This window comes from Agromyces lapidis (genome assembly GCF_009749405.1).
In the GTDB taxonomy this organism is placed as follows: Bacteria; Actinomycetota; Actinomycetes; order Actinomycetales; family Microbacteriaceae; genus Agromyces; species Agromyces lapidis.
Genome location: NZ_WBIQ01000010.1, coordinates 24,359 through 41,949 on the forward strand (window position 1 = coordinate 24,359; position 17,591 = coordinate 41,949).

General features: G+C 68.9%; 17 protein-coding genes. All 17 read right to left on the minus strand.

Annotation, left to right across the window (positions count from 1 at the left end):
• Positions 1-7 precede the first annotated feature (7 nt).
• Positions 8-1,036: an alpha/beta hydrolase gene (locus GQQ93_RS16260; protein WP_157425299.1), complete on the minus strand. Its 1,029-nt coding sequence runs from the start codon at positions 1,034-1,036 to the stop codon at positions 8-10.
• Positions 1,037-1,118: 82 nt separating this feature from the next.
• Complete coding sequence (locus tag GQQ93_RS16265; RefSeq protein ID WP_157425300.1) at positions 1,119-1,991, minus strand: type II secretion system F family protein; 873 nt, start codon at positions 1,989-1,991, stop codon at positions 1,119-1,121.
• 1 nt (position 1,992) lies between these two features.
• Positions 1,993-2,949 carry a type II secretion system F family protein gene (locus GQQ93_RS16270; protein ID WP_157425301.1) on the minus strand — a complete coding sequence of 319 codons (957 nt, stop codon included), beginning with the start codon at positions 2,947-2,949 and terminating at the stop codon, positions 1,993-1,995.
• The gene (locus GQQ93_RS16275) at positions 2,946-4,451 is read right to left on the minus strand and encodes an ATPase, T2SS/T4P/T4SS family (protein ID WP_157425302.1); all 1,506 of its coding nucleotides are present in this window, start codon (positions 4,449-4,451) and stop codon (positions 2,946-2,948) included. Before GQQ93_RS16275 ends, GQQ93_RS16270 begins: the two co-directional genes overlap by 4 nt.
• Positions 4,438-5,727, minus strand: a complete 1,290-nt coding sequence (locus GQQ93_RS16280) for a CpaE/TadZ family protein (RefSeq protein ID WP_170296225.1) — start codon at positions 5,725-5,727, stop codon at positions 4,438-4,440. The genes GQQ93_RS16275 and GQQ93_RS16280 overlap by 14 nt, the downstream gene beginning before the upstream one ends.
• Before the next feature lie 47 nt (positions 5,728-5,774).
• On the minus strand, positions 5,775-6,551 hold the full coding sequence (locus GQQ93_RS16285) for a CpaB family protein (RefSeq protein WP_157425304.1): 777 nt from the start codon (positions 6,549-6,551) through the stop codon (positions 5,775-5,777).
• A 38-nt stretch (positions 6,552-6,589) separates the two neighbouring features.
• Positions 6,590-7,609 (minus strand): TadE/TadG family type IV pilus assembly protein, encoded by a 1,020-nt coding sequence (locus tag GQQ93_RS16290; RefSeq protein ID WP_170296226.1) that lies wholly within the window; start codon positions 7,607-7,609, stop codon positions 6,590-6,592.
• Complete coding sequence (locus tag GQQ93_RS16295) at positions 7,597-8,010, minus strand: TadE/TadG family type IV pilus assembly protein (RefSeq protein ID WP_246192376.1); 414 nt, start codon at positions 8,008-8,010, stop codon at positions 7,597-7,599. The genes GQQ93_RS16290 and GQQ93_RS16295 overlap by 13 nt, the downstream gene beginning before the upstream one ends.
• A 112-nt stretch (positions 8,011-8,122) precedes the next feature.
• Positions 8,123-8,308, minus strand: coding sequence for a Flp family type IVb pilin (locus GQQ93_RS16300; RefSeq protein WP_157425306.1), 186 nt, complete (start codon positions 8,306-8,308; stop codon positions 8,123-8,125).
• Positions 8,309-8,658: 350 nt separating this feature from the next.
• A complete protein-coding gene (locus tag GQQ93_RS16305) occupies positions 8,659-9,318 on the minus strand; it encodes a prepilin peptidase (protein ID WP_157425307.1) in 660 nt (219 codons plus the stop codon).
• An 85-nt stretch (positions 9,319-9,403) separates the two neighbouring features.
• On the minus strand, positions 9,404-9,733 hold the full coding sequence (locus GQQ93_RS16310) for a cupin domain-containing protein (RefSeq protein ID WP_212277373.1): 330 nt from the start codon (positions 9,731-9,733) through the stop codon (positions 9,404-9,406).
• 28 nt (positions 9,734-9,761) lie between these two features.
• Entirely contained in the window at positions 9,762-11,144 is a 1,383-nt protein-coding gene (locus tag GQQ93_RS16315) for an FAD-dependent oxidoreductase (protein ID WP_157425308.1), read from the minus strand.
• Positions 11,145-11,208: 64 nt separating this feature from the next.
• The gene (locus GQQ93_RS16320; RefSeq protein ID WP_246192377.1) at positions 11,209-12,336 is read right to left on the minus strand and encodes a polyprenyl synthetase family protein; all 1,128 of its coding nucleotides are present in this window, start codon (positions 12,334-12,336) and stop codon (positions 11,209-11,211) included.
• Positions 12,337-12,429: 93 nt separating this feature from the next.
• Positions 12,430-13,137, minus strand: coding sequence for a class I SAM-dependent methyltransferase (locus GQQ93_RS16325; protein WP_157425309.1), 708 nt, complete (start codon positions 13,135-13,137; stop codon positions 12,430-12,432).
• Positions 13,138-13,196: 59 nt separating this feature from the next.
• Positions 13,197-14,441: an isochorismate synthase gene (locus GQQ93_RS16330; RefSeq protein WP_246192378.1), complete on the minus strand. Its 1,245-nt coding sequence runs from the start codon at positions 14,439-14,441 to the stop codon at positions 13,197-13,199.
• A gap of 84 nt (positions 14,442-14,525) precedes the next feature.
• A complete protein-coding gene (locus tag GQQ93_RS16335; protein ID WP_157425310.1) occupies positions 14,526-15,383 on the minus strand; it encodes a PPK2 family polyphosphate kinase in 858 nt (285 codons plus the stop codon).
• 238 nt (positions 15,384-15,621) lie between these two features.
• A complete protein-coding gene (gene menD / locus GQQ93_RS16340) occupies positions 15,622-17,589 on the minus strand; it encodes a 2-succinyl-5-enolpyruvyl-6-hydroxy-3-cyclohexene-1-carboxylic-acid synthase (RefSeq protein ID WP_246192379.1) in 1,968 nt (655 codons plus the stop codon).
• Between the last annotated feature and the right edge of the window lie 2 nt (positions 17,590-17,591).

A 17,591-nucleotide genomic window follows, 5' to 3' on the forward strand; every position in this document is an offset into this window, starting at 1 on the left:
GGGGCGGTCAGCGCCCGGGGCCGTAGCCCCGCAGCCAGCGGGTGATGTCGGCGTAGGCCTCGGCTCGCGCCGGCTCGCGCGACAGGAACACGTCGTGCATGGCGCCGTCGATGCGGGCCACCGTCACCGAGGACCCGAGCTTCAGCGCCCGCTGGGCGATCTCGTCGACGACGAGCACGCTGTCGGTCGAGCGCATCGCGTCGTCCCACCGGGCGAGGATCGTCGACCGCGCTGACAGCAGGGTGAGCACCGGCGCCCCGACGTCGACGCCGGACTCGATCGTCGCGTGCCCCGCGAGGATCGCCATGAGCCAAGCCGGCGACGTCGCGAACCCGCGGTCGGGCCGCCACTCGTGGTCGTACTCCCACTCGCCGCCCTGCTCGCGGGAGACGGCGCGCGTGTAGAAGCCGAGGTCGACGTTCGGCAGCGGAGCGAGCGGATGCACTCGGGCCCCGAGCTCCATCATCGGTGCGAGCGCCTGCCGGCCGACCTTGCTCAGCTGGAACTCGAGCCACGGACTGTTCAGCACGAGCGCCGCCGCCCGTCCCGGGTTGCGCGCAGCCCAGAGCGAGAGCGTGAGCCCTCCGGTCGAGTGCCCGAGCAGGATCAGCGGGCGGCCGGCGGCCGGGCCCGTGGCATCCGGTTGCCCCATCGCGGCGAGCGCAGCCGCGATGTCGGCGTCGTAGGTGGCGAGGTCGGCGACGAATCCGGGCGTCTGGCCGGGGCGCAGGCTGCGCCCGTACTTGCGCAGGTCGAGCGCGTAGAAGCGGGCGCCGAGGCCGGCCCAGAACTCGGCGAGTTCGCGGTTGAAGAAGTAATCGCTCCAACCGTGCACGTAGAGCACATCGGCACCGGATGCCGCGCCGCGCGTGATCCGCGGGCGCCATCTCGGGCGGTACCGCACCAAGGTGGCGACGACCTCGCCCTCGTCGTCGTGGCCGAGCGGGAGCGTGAGCTGCTCGAAGCGTTCTCCGAGGGGGTCGGGGCGCCAGGTTGGGGGGTCGGCAGTGGCGGGCTCGTCGACGGAATCGGTCACGGCTCCCCTCCCCTGCGCTGTGGGGTCAGCCTACCGAGGCGCATCCAGCGATCGAACGCGCTCCCCCCGCACACCGCCCGGCTCAGGTCATGCTGAACGCTTGAATGATTCCGACTACTGCCGGTGCCATCACAACAATGATCAGGACCGGGAGGAGGCAGAAGATGAGCGGGAAGAGGATCTTCACGGTCACCTTCTGCGCCTGCTCTTCGGCACGCTGACGTCGTTTGAGTCGCATCTCACCGGCTTGGACGCGCAGCACATCGCCGAGGGCGATCCCGTACGCATCAGCCTGTACAACTGCACGCACGAACCGGCGGAGATCCTCAGAATTCGTTCGCTCTTCCAACTCATGGAATGCATCCCGACGCGTTCGCCCGATCGACATATCCTGCAGCACTCGCACAAGCTCCTCGGCGAGCGGACCGCGGCCCCCGCGAGCAGACTTCGCCATCGCAGCATCGAATCCGAGCCCAGCTTCGACCGCAATCGTCATCTGGTCGAGTGTGTCCGGCAACGCGACGGCGACCGCTTCCCTCCTGTCGTGCGCTCGAGAGTTGATGAGCACGTCGGGGAGAAAGAAGGCGATGATCGTCATGGCGATCACGATGAAGATCACCAGCGGCTGCGGACCCGTGCGAGAGATCAACAGCATGCCGAGCAGGACAGCGATGATCGGCAAAACGATCTTCCAGACGGCCAGCGCGTTCGGCGTCCATCCGCTCGGCCGACCGGCGTACGCGATCTGCTTCTCGAGCCAGCCGATGTACCCGCTGGGTGCGGAAGCAACCAATCGGGCACCGATCGATCCCTGTTGCACCGGCCCGAGCTGGGTACCGATGACCACGCCATCTTGCTCTGAACCTTGTTTCGCCGCTTTGGGGAAGAGGAGAAACACGAACAGCCCAAAGCAGACGGCCGTGACTACCGCGATGACGATTCCGACGATGGGCATCTCAGAACTTCACCTTCACCGAGTACATCACCCAGATCGTGCCGACCACCAACAGCAGGAACGCCACGATCAACGCGACGATGCCGATCGGATTCGTGAAGAAGAACGAAACGTAGCTTGGATTCGCGACGAGGAGGAACAAGAACACGCTGACTGGGAGTGCCACAAGAATGACGGCGGAGAGCCGCCCTTCGGCACTCAGCGCTCGCACGTGGCGGCGGATCTGATTGCGCTCACGGATCGTCTTGCCGACCTGGTCGAGCACCTCCGCAAGGTTGCCACCCGTCTCCTGGTTGATCGCGATCGCCTGGGCCACCCATTCGAAGTCCGCACTCTTCATCCGCTGCGCGGTGTTCGCGAGCGCGTCGGCGAGATTGCGACCGAGCCTGGTCTCATTGACGACTCGGGCGAGTTCCTCACTGGTCGGCTCTTCCGCTTCGGCGGCAACTGCACCGATCGTACGGTTCAGCCCGTGGCCTGCCCGCAGGCCACCGGCGAGCATCTGCACGGTGTCATCGACCTGGTCGGCGAATTTCGCCTGCCGCTGCGAGGTGCGCATGACGAGGAGGAATCTCACCAAAAACGGTGTCGCCGCCCCGAACATGACGGCGAGAAGAAACCAGAACCCGTTCGCGAGCCCGAGGAGCACGCCGATGAGCGACATGACGCTCGTCGCCGACGCGACGAGGATCAGGAACCCCGCGCGATCGGTCTTGATGCCGGCGAGTTCGAGCGACTCAGGGCTGAACATACCGCCAGAGCGGTTGGTCGATGCCGAGTCGATCGCTGCTGTGGCCCGGTCGGTGATTCTCGTCAGGGCGGAGACGTGCTCTTCACCGGGGGCGAGGCGACGGTCCCGTGCGACTCTCGGCGCGGGCGGCGCGATGACGAGGAAGACAATAGCCAGCAGCGCGAGGAGGCAGATCGTTACGCCGCCGACGATGAGGAGCGGGTTCATCGGATCTCCCCGAGCATCTCGCTTCGGACCACCTGAAACAGCGACATCGGGAGGGCGATGCCGTGGTCGGCGATGCGCTCGGCGAATCGGGGCCGCACTCCCGTCGGGCCGAGGCGCCCGAGCAAACGCCCTTCGTGGTCGTAGCCCGCGGAGTAGTCGAAGCTGAATGCATCCTGAAGGGTGATGATGTCCCCCTCCATGCCATGCACCTCGGTGATGTGCGTGATGCGACGCACGCCGTCTTTATGCCGGCTGATCTGGACGATGATGTCGATGGCCGAGGCGATTTGCTCACGGATCGCGCGCAGTGGGAGGTCCATGCCCGCCATGAGCACGAGCGTCTCCATGCGCGAGACTGCATCTCGCGGTGAGTTGGCGTGGAGGGTCGAGATGGACCCCTCATGGCCAGTGTTCATCGCCTGCAGCATGTCGAGAGACTCGGCGCCGCGCACCTCGCCGACCACAATGCGGTCGGGGCGCATGCGCAGCGAGTTGCGCACGAGGTCGCGGATAGTGATCTCACCGCGACCCTCGATGTTCGCCGGGCGGGACTCGAGGCGCACGACATGCTCCTGTTGGAGCTGGAGTTCGACGGCGTCCTCGATCGTGATGATGCGCTCGTCACCGGGAATGAACGCCGACAGCACGTTGAGTAGCGTCGTCTTACCGGTACCTGTACCGCCCGATACCAGGATGTTCAACTTCGCCCGAACGGCCGCGTCAAGGACGGTCGCTGCCTCCCGCGACATGCTGCCGAAGTTGATGAGGTCGTGCACCGTGAAGGGAGTCCCGGCGAACTTTCGAATGGTCAGCGACGCTCCATCGACCGCGAGCGGCGGGATGATCGCGTTGACACGTGACCCGTCTTCGAGGCGGGCGTCGACGAGCGGCGACGACTCATCGATACGGCGACCGACCTTGGCGACGATCCGCTCGATCACCCGGCGCAGCTGGGGTTCACCGGTGAATCGGTGCGGCGACTCCTGCAAACGACCGTTGCGCTCGACATAGATCCGGTCGAAGCGGTTGACCATGATCTCGCTCACACTCGGATCGGCGAGCAGTGGCTCGAGCGGACCATATCCAAGGACGTCAGCGCCGATGTCCTCGATCAGCCGGTTCCGCTCGGCCGTGGAGAGTGCCAACTGCTCCCCTGCGACGATGTCAGCAAGCTCTGCGCGCGCAAGGAGGTGTAGTTGCGCTTCGGTCAGGGAGGCGTCGTTGAGGCGAGCACCAATCCGGCCGAAGAGTTCTTGGGCTGCCTTCTCCTTCACCGCCGCCAGCGGGTCCGCTGCTCCTGCCGGGCGTGGGTTCGGCACTCGTGGCGGTGTCGGTTGAAAGAACGAGGATTCCGGCGCGACGGCGGGAGGCTGCTCCGCCGGTGTCGCCAGCGATTCGGCATCGTCGTGCGCCGGGTCCGTGGGCTCCTGTTCAGCCGGCACGAACGATTCGACGGTATCGCGCTCGCCGCGGAGAGCATTCAGTCGCTCATTCAGATTCATTCGATCGCCGCCTTCTCTGGATCTTGCTGCGCTTCGGGAACGCCTCGGGCGCGATGCGGAGCACGATCGATCTGATCGCCTTCGCTGCAGGGTCGCGCACGTCGTCGTGAATGAGCGGCACGCCACGGTTCGAGGCGAGCAGAACTGCCGACGACTTGGGCATCTCGATGTCGACGGGCGCACCGATGATCTTCTCGACATCCTTGATGGTGAGGCCGCTGTTCTTGTCGACCTGGTTCACCACCACGTGCCGATTGCCCGGCATGAGTCCGAGCTTCGTGAGCAGCTCGAACTCGGTGCGGGTGGCGCGCAGACTCGGCACGCCCATGTTGGTCACGAACACGGCATCAGTGACGTGCTCGAGGGTGACAAGCGTGTGTTCGCCGAGCCCCGGGGTCGTATCGATGACGACGTAACGGAAGGTCGAGCGCAGGCGGGTGATGAGCTCCGCGAGCGCGGCCGGCGCAACCTGATCGCCGAGTTCAGGCGAAGGCGCACTTGCCACCACGAAGAAGCCATCCACGTGGTGGGTGAGCGTCGTCTTCAGCACGAGTTCATCGATCGCCGCGTCAGCGACGGCATCGACAATCGTCTTCTCGGGTTGCAGTGCCAGCGCGACCGTGATGTCGCCGAACTGTAGATCTGCATCGACGAGTACCACCGAGTTCGGGGCGACCTCGGCGAGTCCGGTCGCGAGGTTGATCGCGATCGTCGTCTTGCCCTGCCCGCCCTTCGGGGCGACGACGGCGATCGCCTCCGTCGCGGTACCGGCCTCGAGCGGCGGGAACTCCCAGGTCGGTGCCTCGATCTCGACTTCTTGGTCCGTTCCGAAAGCGCCTTCGTCGGCGGGATCGGGGGCGGCTTCCTGCGTGACCGGCGCCGTGCTGACGAACGGCAGGTCATCGATTTCCAGGGCCAGTGGTGCATCGAAGTCGTGGGTTTCAGCGTGCCCGTGGGCAATGAGCCATGACGCGAGGCGGTCGAGCAATCCGACCGTCGTTTCGTCAGTGGCGTCGGGGTTCAACACGGCGTGCAGGGAAAGCTCATCGACCCAGTCTTCGAGGTCGGAACGCTGTTCGCGCACGACGATCAGCCCGAGATTGGGGTGCTTCGTTGTCAACGCATCGACGAGCCCCCGCGTCTCCTCATAGTTGAGCACGGGGCCGAGCATGGCGATCCTCGGCACCTCGGTCACTCGATTCGCGACTGCCTCAGGGCCGAACGTCAGGAACTCCCCCGGGACCACGGCGAGCCGTTCGCCGAGAAGAGCCCGCAACCGGGTCTCGTACTCGGCGGATCGGCTTACGAGTAGATAGGGGAGCACTATCTGAAGTTGCTCTCGTTGACGGGGGAGGAACCAGACGTGTCGGTCGTCTCGTTCTGCAGTGTCGCCCAGACGCCGACGTAGGGAAGGTATTCGCCTGCCTGCTCATACCCTTCCATCGCCCAGACCAGTCGCTCAGCGTCGTGCGTGGCGAGTGCAACGGTCAGCAGGATCGTGTCACCGCTCGTCCCATCCTCCTCGGATGAGTCGCCGTCGCTCACGTTCTCGCCGATCTGCGCGTTGGTGACCAGTACGCCGTTGAAGGAGAACTGCGACTCGGGCACGAAGGTTGGAGTTCCGTCCTTGATGTCGGCCCCGACCTCGTACTTCGTGACGACGAGGCCGATCTTGCTGCCGGCTCGTACTGCACCGCCCACCATCCGCTGCACGGGAAGGGCGAAGCTGACCTCCTGCATTCCAGCTGGAACATCCACCTCACCACGCGAAGCCTTGACTTCGGGGGACACGAACTGCGCCGTAAGCAGTTGCTCTCCGACGAACACCTTCCCGTCAGCAACCAGACCATCGAGCTCGGAGAGTTCGGTCACGGCTCCATCGGGGATGTTCCGTTGCGGGGCGGTGTCGAGTTTGACGAAGTCGCCGATCGACTCGCCAGGAGTGCCGCTGGGGACTTCCTCCGTGACCACGTAGACGTCAGCGAGTTCGGCGCCCTCCTGTGCGCGCGCATCCGCGCCTCGCACGTAGGTGACGAGAATGAACGCCCCGACGACGGTCAGGATGAGGGCGATGATTGCACCGATGATTCGGGTCTTCATGATGTTCGGGTCTTTCGGGCCGGGGCGTGGGTAGGGCGTTAGTTGAGCAAACTGACTGCGGTGGAGATGTCGGTACCGGGCACGCTACCGACGGGCACGTACTCCTGAAACTCGAGGAGGAGGCCGCGGCAGGAGCGCCTGCAGTCGATGTTGTCGACGTCCAGGCGGGATCGTTCCCAGAAGTTGGGGAGTACTTCCCTGCCACCGCCGAACGCCCAGCCGAGCAGCGAGACCTTGGCATAGTGCGCGATATGCACTACCGCCTTGCTGCCTTGATCCTCACCGCTGTCGAAGATCGGGACGTAGAGAGTGTGGCCCTCGGGCGGTGGCTCCGTGAAGACCGCGTGGCAGAGTTCGCCGAACTCGTTCGAGATTCCATTGTTGCCGGTATCACTTCCCGAGGTCGTGCCGTCTGCACTTGTCTCGGCGAGGCAGCCAACCGGATTCCCATCATCGTCGAGAAGAGGGTCGAGCCATCCGAACCCGCCTGGAAGTGGAGGCTCGAGCGGATCGTCTTTGCAGAGCTTGTTCTCGTCGAAGCGCACCCAATGCGCGTCGTGGTCCTCGGCTCCTTCAGCGCCGACCATCCGTTCGAATTCACATGAAGAGAGGGCGAGCGGGATGGTGATGTTGCCGCCGGCCCAGTGTGCCGTCGCGGTCGCAGTCACGGGGCTGTTGTCGGTGACGCCGATCGCTGCCGCGAACGGATGGAACGGCGCACTCGTGCCATCACCGTTGAGCGTGCTGACATCGATCCGCACTGTGCGCGCCGACCGATCTATCACTTGATCGTCGATCGTGACAGCCCCGTCAAACGCGTTGCCGTTGGCGAAGCTCGAGGCGATCGTCGTATCGCCCGGGCAGCGACTCACCGAGCACTTGGTGGCGACAGCGAGTGCCGCCGAATCCGCCGCGTTCTGGAGTTGGGCTCGCTCGTAGTAAAGCATTCCAGTATCGACGCCGATCGCCGCCATACCGAGGATCGGAATCAGCAGGATCGCGGTGAGCACGGCGCTCGCGCCGCGTTCACGGCGAAGCCGCTCATTCAACCGCCGCATATCATCTTGCTTTCCGCCGACAGCACCCGTTCGGGTGCGATGAGCCAGTTGAACCATCCGGTGAGCCCGGGCGCCTCGAGTGTGGCGACTGCGGTCACTGAGAGCGGCTCGTCGTCTGGGTTAGTGGGGGCGCATTCCATCGATGCGAAGGCGATCGCCGCATCGGGGACGAGCGGCGCAGCAGCGAGCCCTTCTTCGATCGCCTCCGCTTCAGCACCCGGCTCTGCCCAGTGGATCGCCATCGTCCGCGCAGCTTCGCGCGCCGCGTTGCCGAGTGAAACCTGCTGCCCGAACGCCCATCCGAACTCCATGATGCCGAACACCAACGTGAGGAGGACCGGCAGGATCAGGGCGAACTCAACCGCGGCCGCCCCGTCGTCTCGACGCCGAACCTTCATCATCACCTCACCTCGAGCCCCGACCCACGGCGCATTTCTTGTTCTGTCATGCGCATCTGAACGAACGCTCGCGCGGCCCCCTCCGGGGCCACGCGAGCCGGTCGATCGACCCCGATTAGGGAAGGTTGTTCAGCACCGTCTGGAACGCCGCGTTGATCTCGCCACCGAGTGCAACAACGACGACGACGATGACTGCGGCGATGGCGGCCACGATGAGACCGTACTCAACAGCAGTCGCACCTTCGTCCTCGGAACGGAGCGAGTTGATCCGCGCCTGGAGCGCGGCGTATGCCTTCAGCATGATGGACCCTTCGGGTAATGGGACACCTGCACTCCCGAGCGGGTGGTGCATGCCGCATGCGGGTACATGCGGTGACATGAAAGCTATACAGCGCATTCCGAGGGGCCTATGCCCCACTTTGGGGGTCGCATCCGGGCAACGACGCAACGATTGGCGCAGATCGGGCGTTTTCGACGCAAGATGCGTGAACCTGCCCCCCAATCTGGGGGTTTAACGGGGTACAAGTTTGGGGTACACGCGTACCCTGAGAACGGGGTACAGATGTACCCCGATGTTGATGCGAGGTGTCGGCGGCATCATCTTCGGCCGAGCCCGCCCGATCGCTGCAACTCCCGCGGCGGCATGGGCCGTCACCCCACCGGCCCCGCCAGCCACACCGCCACGAGCGCCCCCGCGAGCATCGACGGCCCGAACGGGATCGACCCCCGCAACGTCACCCGTTTCAGCGCGAGCGCGACGAGCGAGATGAGTCCCCCGATCACGAAGGCGCCGAGCAGGGCGACGAGCCACGGCGACAGCCCGAACCAGCCGACGAGCAGCCCGATGACGAGGGCGAGCTTCACGTCGCCCATGCCCATCGACGACGGCGAGATGAGGGCGAGCACGAAGTAGACGGCGAACATCGCCGCGGCTCCGGCGAGCGCCCAGGCGAGCCGCATCCACTCCCCCGTGGCCCACGTCGCCGGTACCAGCAGCACCCCCACCACGGCAAGCGCCGGGAAGACCACCGCGTTCGGCAGTCGCTTCTCGACGAGATCGACGATCGAGAGCACCGTCGCGCACGCGGCGAAGGCGAGGAGGGCCGGCAGCAGCCAGTCGAGGCCGAAGCGCAGGCCGAGGAGCCCGAAGGTCACCGCGGTCGTGACGGCGGCGATGATGCGCAGGGTGGTGCGGCGAGGCATCCGCTCACCCTTCATCGAACGCGCCGACCACGCGGCCAACGGCCACCATCCGAGCGCGAAGCCGAACGCCGCGAGGGCGAGCGCGGTCAGCGGTGCGAGCATCGGCATGGTGAGCAGCGTAGCGCCGACGGGGCACGCAGCGGCGCGGTCGTGCACAGGCGGAGCGCGCTGGCCACGACACCGCTGCGAACGCTCAGCCGTGCAGCGAGAGCAATAGGCGCCCGGCTTCGAGGGCGTGCACGGCGTGCGGCACCCGGGCCGCGACGTACACGATGCCGCCGGGCGCGAGGTCGACCTCTCGCCCTTCCGCCTCGAAGCGGAACCGCCCCTCGAGGCACTGCACCGTGATCGGCGCCGCGGCGGTGTGCTCGGCGAGGGCTTCGCCCGAGTCGAGGGCGAGGTGCATGAGGCGCACGCCGTCGGCCTTCAGCAGCCGGGCGGAGCTGACCCGGCCGGCGACGACCGGATGCTCCTCCGCGATCTCCTCCGCCGCGGCGGCGACGACGATGAACGAATCCGTCATGACGCCCGCCTCACGCGCCCGCGCGCGCCTACGCGACCTCGCCGCGCGAGATGTCGACCATCTCGTCGCGGGGCACGACCTTGATGCGCACGCGCCCCTCGGCCCGGCCGAGCTGCTGCTCGTGCTCGTCGAGGCGGTGCCAGCCGTCGAGGTCGGTCCAGCGGATGCCGCGCGACTCGAGCAGTTCGATCACCGACTCCTCCGAGGGCGACTCGGGCCGCCACCAGTTGCCGAGGTCGTTGATGACGTGCTTGATAGTCTCCATCGCGTCCGACTTGGTGTGCCCGATGAGGCCGACCGGGCCGCGCTTGATCCAGCCGGTCGCGTAGACGCCGTACATCTGGCGCGCCTCGCCGGTCTCCTTGTCGCGCGTGAGCACCTGGCCCTCGTGGTTCGGGATGACGCCGAACCTCTTGTCGAACGGAATGCCCGGCAGCGGGGAACCGAAGTACCCGACCGCGCGGTACACGGCCTGGATCGGCAGCTCGCGGATCTCGCCGGTGCCGACGACCCCGCCGGCGCCGTCGGACTCGGTGCGCTCCCAGCGGATGCCGCCGACCTTGCCGGTGCCGTCGTCGACGATCTCGAGCGGCTTTGCGAAGAAGTGCAGGTGCAGGCGGCGGCTCGCTTCACCCACTGAGCGCTGCCGCCACTGGTTCAGCACCTTGTCGATGACGAACACCTGCTTGTTGCCCGACACGGCCGCGCGCGCGGCGTCGTCGTAGTCGAAGTCCTCGTCGTAGACGATCATGTCGACGTCGCGCAGCTCGCCGAGCTCGCGCAGCTCGAGCGGGGTGAACTTCACCGAGGTCGGGCCGCGGCGGCCGAACACGTGCACATCGGTCACGGGCGAGGCCGCGAGGCCGGCCGCGACGTTCGCGGGGATCTCGGTCGGCATCAGGTCTTCGACGTGCTTCGCGAGGATGCGCGAGACGTCGAGCGCGACGTTGCCGTTGCCGATGACCGCGACCTCTCGGGCCTCGAGCGGCCAGGTGCGCGGGAAGTCGGGGTGCCCGTCGAACCAGCTCACGAACTCGGCGGCCCCGTACGAGCCCTCGAGCTCGACGCCCGGGATGCTCAACGAGGCATCCTTCACCGCACCGGTCGCGAAGATGACGGCGTTGTAGTGCTTCTTGAGGTCGTCGAGCGTGATGTCCTCGCCGAAGCGCACGTTGCCGAAGATGCGGATGTCGCCTCGGTCGAGCACCTCGCGGAGCGCCGTGATGATGCCCTTGATGCGCGGGTGGTCGGGGGCGACGCCGTAGCGCACGAGCCCGTAGGGCGCGGGCAGGTGGTCGAACAGGTCGATCGACACGTCGAAGTTGCGCTCGGCCTTCAGCAGGATGTCGGCGGCGTAGATGCCGGCGGGGCCGGCCCCGACGATCGCCAGTCGCAGCTTGTTCCTCGTCACATCTCTCCTCGAATTCGAACTCGGTTCCGGGCCTCCGAGACGGCGTGCGCGATCGGCGCGGCCGTCAGCTCTGGCGCTCGACGATCGTCTCGGCGAAACGCGTGAGCGCCTTCTTCACACTTCCTTCGGGCAGGGGCGCGAGCGCCGCGACCGCCTCGGCGGCCCAGCGGTGCGCCTCGGCGAGCGTCGCCCTGGTGGCCTCGTGCTCGCGCAGCTCGGCCACGATCGCGTCGACCGTCGCGCGCGACGGCACGATGCGCGAGGCGAGCGTGTTCGTGTCGAGCGGGTCGCCGAGGTCGGCGGTGGCCGCGGTCACGGTGATCACGTCGCGCTCGATGCGGGCGAGCAGGTCGGCGGATGCCGCGTCGGTCTTCGCGAGCTCGGCGAGCCGCAGGAGCGGCAGCGTGACGACGCCCGCGCGCAGGTCGGTGCCGGGCACCTTGCCGGTCTCTTCGGGCTGCGGCGACAGGTCGATCACGTCGTCGATGAGCTGGAACGCGACGCCGATCTTCTCGCCGAACTCGACGATGGGCGCCTCGTAGGCGGGGTCGGCACCCGAGAACACGACCCCCGACTGCGCGGCCGCCGCGATGAGCGAGCCGGTCTTGTCGGCGAGCACCTGGATGTAGTGCTCGATCGGGTCGTCGGCCTCGGTCGGGCCGACCGTCTCGTGCAGCTGGCCGAGCACGAGCCGCTCGAAGGTGTCGGCCTGCATGCGGATCGCCCGCTCGCCGAGGCTCGCCATCAGCTGGCTGGCGCGGGCGAAGAGCAGGTCGCCGGTGAGGATTGCGACCGAGTTGCCCCACACCGCGTGAGCGGCGGGCACGCCGCGGCGGCGGTCGGAGTCGTCCATGACGTCGTCGTGGTACAGCGAGCCGAGGTGCGTGATCTCGATCGCCTCGGCGGCGGTGATCACGTCATCGGTGGCGCCCGCGCCGAGCTGCGCGGTCAGCAGCGTCAGCATCGGGCGCACCCGCTTGCCGCCGGCCTCGAGCAGATAGCGCGTCGAGACGTCGGCGATGGAGTCGGCGAACTGCACCTCGCGGACGAGGCCGGACTCGACGCGTTCGATGCCGGCGTCGATCGCCCGCGCCATGGCCTTGTCGGCTGCGGACGCGAAGACCCGCTCGCTCAGACCCAGGTTGGCGGCGAGCGCGGAGCCGCGACGGGCGACCGGGTGGCTCGGATTCACGTCTCCCAGCCTACCGGTGCCCGCATGCGGGGCCGTGTCAGCGACGGCGAAGGGATGTCACGGGCTTCGCCCGCGGGGCGAGCCGCGAGCCGCTCAGGCCACCGGCTTGCGGCCTCGGTGCAGGGCGACGACGCCCATGGTGAGGTTGCGCCACGCCACGTCGGTGTAGCCGGCCTCGCGGATCCACGCGGCGAGTTCGGGCTGCTTCGGCCAGGCGTTGATCGACTCGTTGAGGTACTCGTAGGCCGTGTCGTTCGAGCTCGAGAGCTTCACGAGGGGCGGCATCACGTAGCGCTGGTACGCGCCGTAGCCGAACCGCACGAACGGCGTCGGCGGCGTCGAGAACTCGCAGATCACGAGCCGGCCGCCCGGCTTCGTCACGCGGAAGAACTCGGCGATCGCCTGTTTCGGCTCGTTGACGTTGCGCAGGCCGAACGAGATCGTGACGGCGTCGAAGGAGTCGTCGTCGAAGGGCAGCTTCGTGGCGTCGGCCTCGACGAAGACGAGGTTCGGCACGTGCGCCTGCCTGCGTCGACCGACCTCGATCATGCCCGGCGAGAAGTCGGCGGCGACGACCGAGGCGCCCGACTTCGCGAGGCTCGCGCTCGAGGTGCCGGTGCCTGCGGCGACGTCGAGGATGCGCTCGCCCGGCTTCGGGTCGACCGCGCGGGTCGTGGCGACCCGCCAGAGCGGGGCGTTGCCGACCGAGAGCACGTTGTTGGTGCGGTCGTACGCGGCGGCGACGCGATCGAACATCGCCGACACCTCGCGGGGGTCCTTGCCGAGGTCTGCGCGGGTCATCCCTCGATTCTACCGGCGGGCGCCCTGCACCGGACCGGCCGCCGGAAGCCCGACCGCGACTACCCGCCGAACGCCTCGACGATCGGCCGGAACTTCATGTCGGTCTCGGCGAGCTCGTCGGCGGGCACCGAGTCATGCACGATGCCGCATCCGGCATATGCCGTGACGGTGCCGTCGAGGTCGACCTGCGCGCAGCGCAGCGCGATCGCCCACTCGCCGTCGCCGTCGCCGTCGACCCACCCGACCGGCCCCGCGTAGCGTCCGCGATCGAAGCCCTCGAGCTCGGCGATCGCGCGCAGCGCGATCTTGCGCGGCGTGCCCGCGACGGCGGCGGTCGGGTGCACCGCCTTCACGAGATCGAGCGAGTTCGAGCCGTCGCCGAGCGTGCCCTTGAGGTCGGTCGCGAGGTGCCACAGGTTCGGCAGCTGCAGGGTGAACGGTTCGGGGCTCGTGTCGAGCCGGGTCGTGTGCGGCTCGAGCCGCTGCACGGCGCTCGCCACCGCGAGTGCATGCTCGGCGAGGTTCTTCTCGCTCGCCGCGAGCGTCGCGGCGTGATCGCGGTCGGATGCCTCGCCGGCGCCCCGCGGCGCCGTGCCTGCCAGCACCCGCGCCGAGACGGTGCCGTGGTCGACCCGCACGAGCGTCTCGGGGCTCGCGCCGATGAGGCCGTCGACGGCGAAGACCCACGTGTCGGGGTAGTCCTCGGCGAGCCGGTTGATGGTCGCCCGCAGGCCGGCGTCGTCGCTCAGCGTGCCGACGAGCTGCCGGGCGAGCACCGCCTTCTCGAACTCGCCGGCGTCGATGCGACGGACCGCCTCGGCCACGGCCGACTCGTAGGCCTCGGGCGGCAGCGTCCCCGGCTCGAAGGTCACCCGCGGCACCTGCCGCTTCGGCGCGGGCTCGGGAATGGTCACCTCGGCGGGCGTCTCGAAACCGATGCGCGTCGCCCAGGCGCGACCGTCGCGGCGCCCGATGACGAGTTCGGGCACGATGAGCACGCTCATCGCCTCCGACTCGTCGGCGAATGCGAACGCGCCGAATGCGACGAGGCCGGTGCCCGGGAGGCCGACGCGGTCGTCGATGTCGGCGGCGGCGGCGATCGAGGTCCACGCCGAGGCGGCGTCCTCGATGCGCGAATGCCCCGACGATTCGATGCGCAGCACCTCGCCGAGTCCGACGATGCCCTCGTCACGGCGCATCCAGACGAGCGGGTGTCGCGGGTCGGTGCGCGGAATCAGCGGTTCGGTCTCATCGACGGCCACCGTCCTGACGACGAGGCGCGCCGGGGCGTGCGTCTGACTCACCTCTCAAGCCTACTTCTCGCATCCTCGCCGGGTGAGTAGCGCCCTCCGTGGTCTCGATCCGCTCGCTATTCGACCGGCGGCCGCTCAGCTCGCCGCGAGACGCGCCTGCTGCTCGGCCACGTCGAAGTCCGCCGCCGGCCAGCTGAGCTCCATCGCCTCGAGGGCGTCGATGAGCAGGTGCTGCACCGCGAGCCGGGCGTACCACTTGTGGTCGGCGGGCACGACGAACCACGGGGCATCCGCCGTCGCCGTTCGCTCGAACACGAGCTGGAACGCATCGCGGTACGCGGGCGCGAGCAGTCGCTCGTCGATGTCGCCCGGGTTGAACTTCCAGTGCTTGTCGGGTCGTTCGAGCCGCTCCTCCAGGCGCCGCTTCTGCTCGTCGGCCGAGATGTGCAGCATCACCTTGATGACGGTCGTGCCGTTCGCGACCTGCCCGCGCTCGAACTCGTTGATCGCGTCGTAGCGGCGCTCGATCTCTGCGGGCGGGGCGAGCTCGCGCACCCGCCCGATCAGCACGTCCTCGTAGTGCGATCGGTCGAAGACGCCGATCATGCCGGGGGCGGGCGTCTCCTTGCTGATACGCCAGAGGAAGTCGTGGTCGAGCTCCTCCTCGGTCGGCTTCTTGAAGGCCGCGAGCTGCACGCCCTGCGGGTCGACCGCGCCCATCACGTGCTTCACGATGCCGCCCTTGCCCCCGGTGTCCATCGCCTGCAGCACGAGCAGGATCCGCCGCTTGTGGCCGCCCATGCGGCTGCCCGCGAAGAGCTGCTCCTGCAGTTCGGCGAGGATGTCGGCGCCTTCGGCGAGCGCGGCCTTCGCCTCGGCCTTGCCGCCGTCGAAGCCGGGGTGCGACTGCGGGTCGACGTCGGCCAGCTCGAACCCCTCGCCGACGCGGAGGAGTTCGGCGGGGTCGGCGGTCCAGAACGATTCGCGGCTCATGTCGTCATCCTGCCGTCGGTCGGATGCCACGGCAAGCCTCGCCCGCCCGCCCGCCCGCTCGCTCGCCCGCCCCGCTCGATCGCTCGCTCACTCGCTTGAGTGAGGTTCGCGCCCCTGAGTCTGGTTCGAACTCACCTCAGCGGCGCGAACCTCACTCACGCCTGCGGCGGCGGGGGCTGCGGCGGGGGGGGCCTGCGGCGGCGGGGGCTGCGGCGCGGGCGGCACGGGCGGGGCGGGCTCAGCGCGGCAGCGGAACCTCGAGGATCGTCGGACCGTCGACGCGCGTGCCGAGCGCCTCGTCGAGTTCGGCCCGAGTCGTCGCCCGCGAGTACGCCCAGCCGTACGCCGTGGCGAGCGCCCCGAGGTCGACCTGCTGGGGCGTGTACTGCACCCGGTCGAAGGCGTCGGCGGGCGCGGTGCCCGCGACTTCGAGCGCGTCGAAGATGGTTCCGCCGCCGTCGTTGCCGACGATGACGAGCAGCCGCGGTCGGGCCTCGCCCGCGCCGAGCAGCAGCGAGCCGACGTCGTGCAGCAGGGTGAGGTCGCCGATGAGCGCGCGGGTCACCCCGGCCGACGCGACCGCCGAAGCCGGGCGGCCCGCGAGCGCCCGTTCGACCGATTCGGCGTGCGCGAGTCCGGTCGCGAGGCCGGCGTCGGTGGAGGATGCGGCCGACGCCGCGAACGCCTCCTCAGGGACCGGTCCTCGACGCTCCCCGTCGGCCGCGCCTGCGGAGGGCCCTGCGATCGGCGTGGGCGCCGGGGCATCCGTCTGGCTCGCGATAGCGATGCCGAGCGCGGTGGCGACCGTGCCGTCGATGCCCGCGAGGCCCCTATTGGCGTGTGCCGCGATGCGTCGGCCGGGCACGGCCCGGTCGGCGTCGCGAATGAGGCGGGATGCCCCGAACACGAGCCGGTCGTGCGGCCATGTCGCGGCCCAGATGGCGTCGACGAGCATGCGGCGCGTGATCGGTGCGCGGGCGGCGGCGAGCTGGGCGCGCATGAACTCGCGATGGAGTTCGAGGTCTCCGACGTGCCCCGTCTCGTCGATGCCCTCGGCGACGGCGGGCGCGGCGGGCGGCAGGCCCGCCTCGACGAGGATGCGGCTCGCATGAACCCAGCGGCGCACCCAGGTGCGCTCCTCTGCGGTCTGCGGCGCGGCGGCGGTGACCGGGTCGGCGTGCACGGCGCGCTCGAACCGGCGCACCCGTCGACCCGGGTTGAACCACTCGATGCCCGACGGCGCGACGACGATCGTCTCGACGTCGTCGCGCTGCACGAGTGCGGGCACCTCGCGCGACAGCGTCGGATGCCCGAACACGACGACCCGCTCGACCGCGTCGCCGAAGCCGGGCTCGCGCAGGAGCTCGCGGTAGGCGACCACGAGGTTCGGCCCGAAATGGGCGCCGCTCGTGACCTCGGCCGCGAGCGGCCAGTCGCCGTCGCGGGCGAACGCCTCGGCCTCGGGGCCGGCTCCCGCGCCGGCGACGACGAGGGTGCGCGGTCCACGCGCGATCAGTGCGCCGGATGCCTCGGCGCGGCCCGGCTCGGGCGCCGCGGCGTCGGCGGTGCGGTCAGCGATCATGACGGTGATCGGCGACGAGAGCGGTTCGCGCAGCTGCAGGTTGAGGTGCACCGGCCCCGGGCCGGGATGGGCGATGAGCCCGCCGTCGGCGTCACGGCCGAGGGCCGCCGCGACGACCTCGCGGGCGAGCCTTGCCGCGGCCCGCGCCTCGCCGTGAGCTCCCTCGGGCGCGGTGACGTCGCGTTCGAGTCGCACGGCGCCTGCGAAGATCCCCGGCTGCATGGTGGTCTGGTTCGAGCGGATGCCGCGCAGCTCCGCCGGGCGGTCGGCCGTGAGCAGCACCAGGGGCACGCCCGAGTGGTGGGCTTCGAGCACGGCGGGGTGCAGGTTCGCGACCGCCGTGCCCGAGGTCGTCACGACGACCGCCGGGCGACCCGCTTCGACCGCGAGGCCGAGCGCGAGGAACCCCGCGCCCCGCTCGTCGAGCCGCACGTGCAGGCGGAGGAGACCCTGCCGCTCGAACTCCGCCGCGGCGAGCGCGACCGCCTGCGAACGCGAACCGGGTGCGACGACGACATCGAGCACCCCGGCTCGCACGAACTCCTCGAGCAGCGCGACCGAGAACGCGGAGGCCGGTGCCGTCGACGCGGTCGGCGCCGTGCCGTCCGCCGGTGCCGTGGGCACCG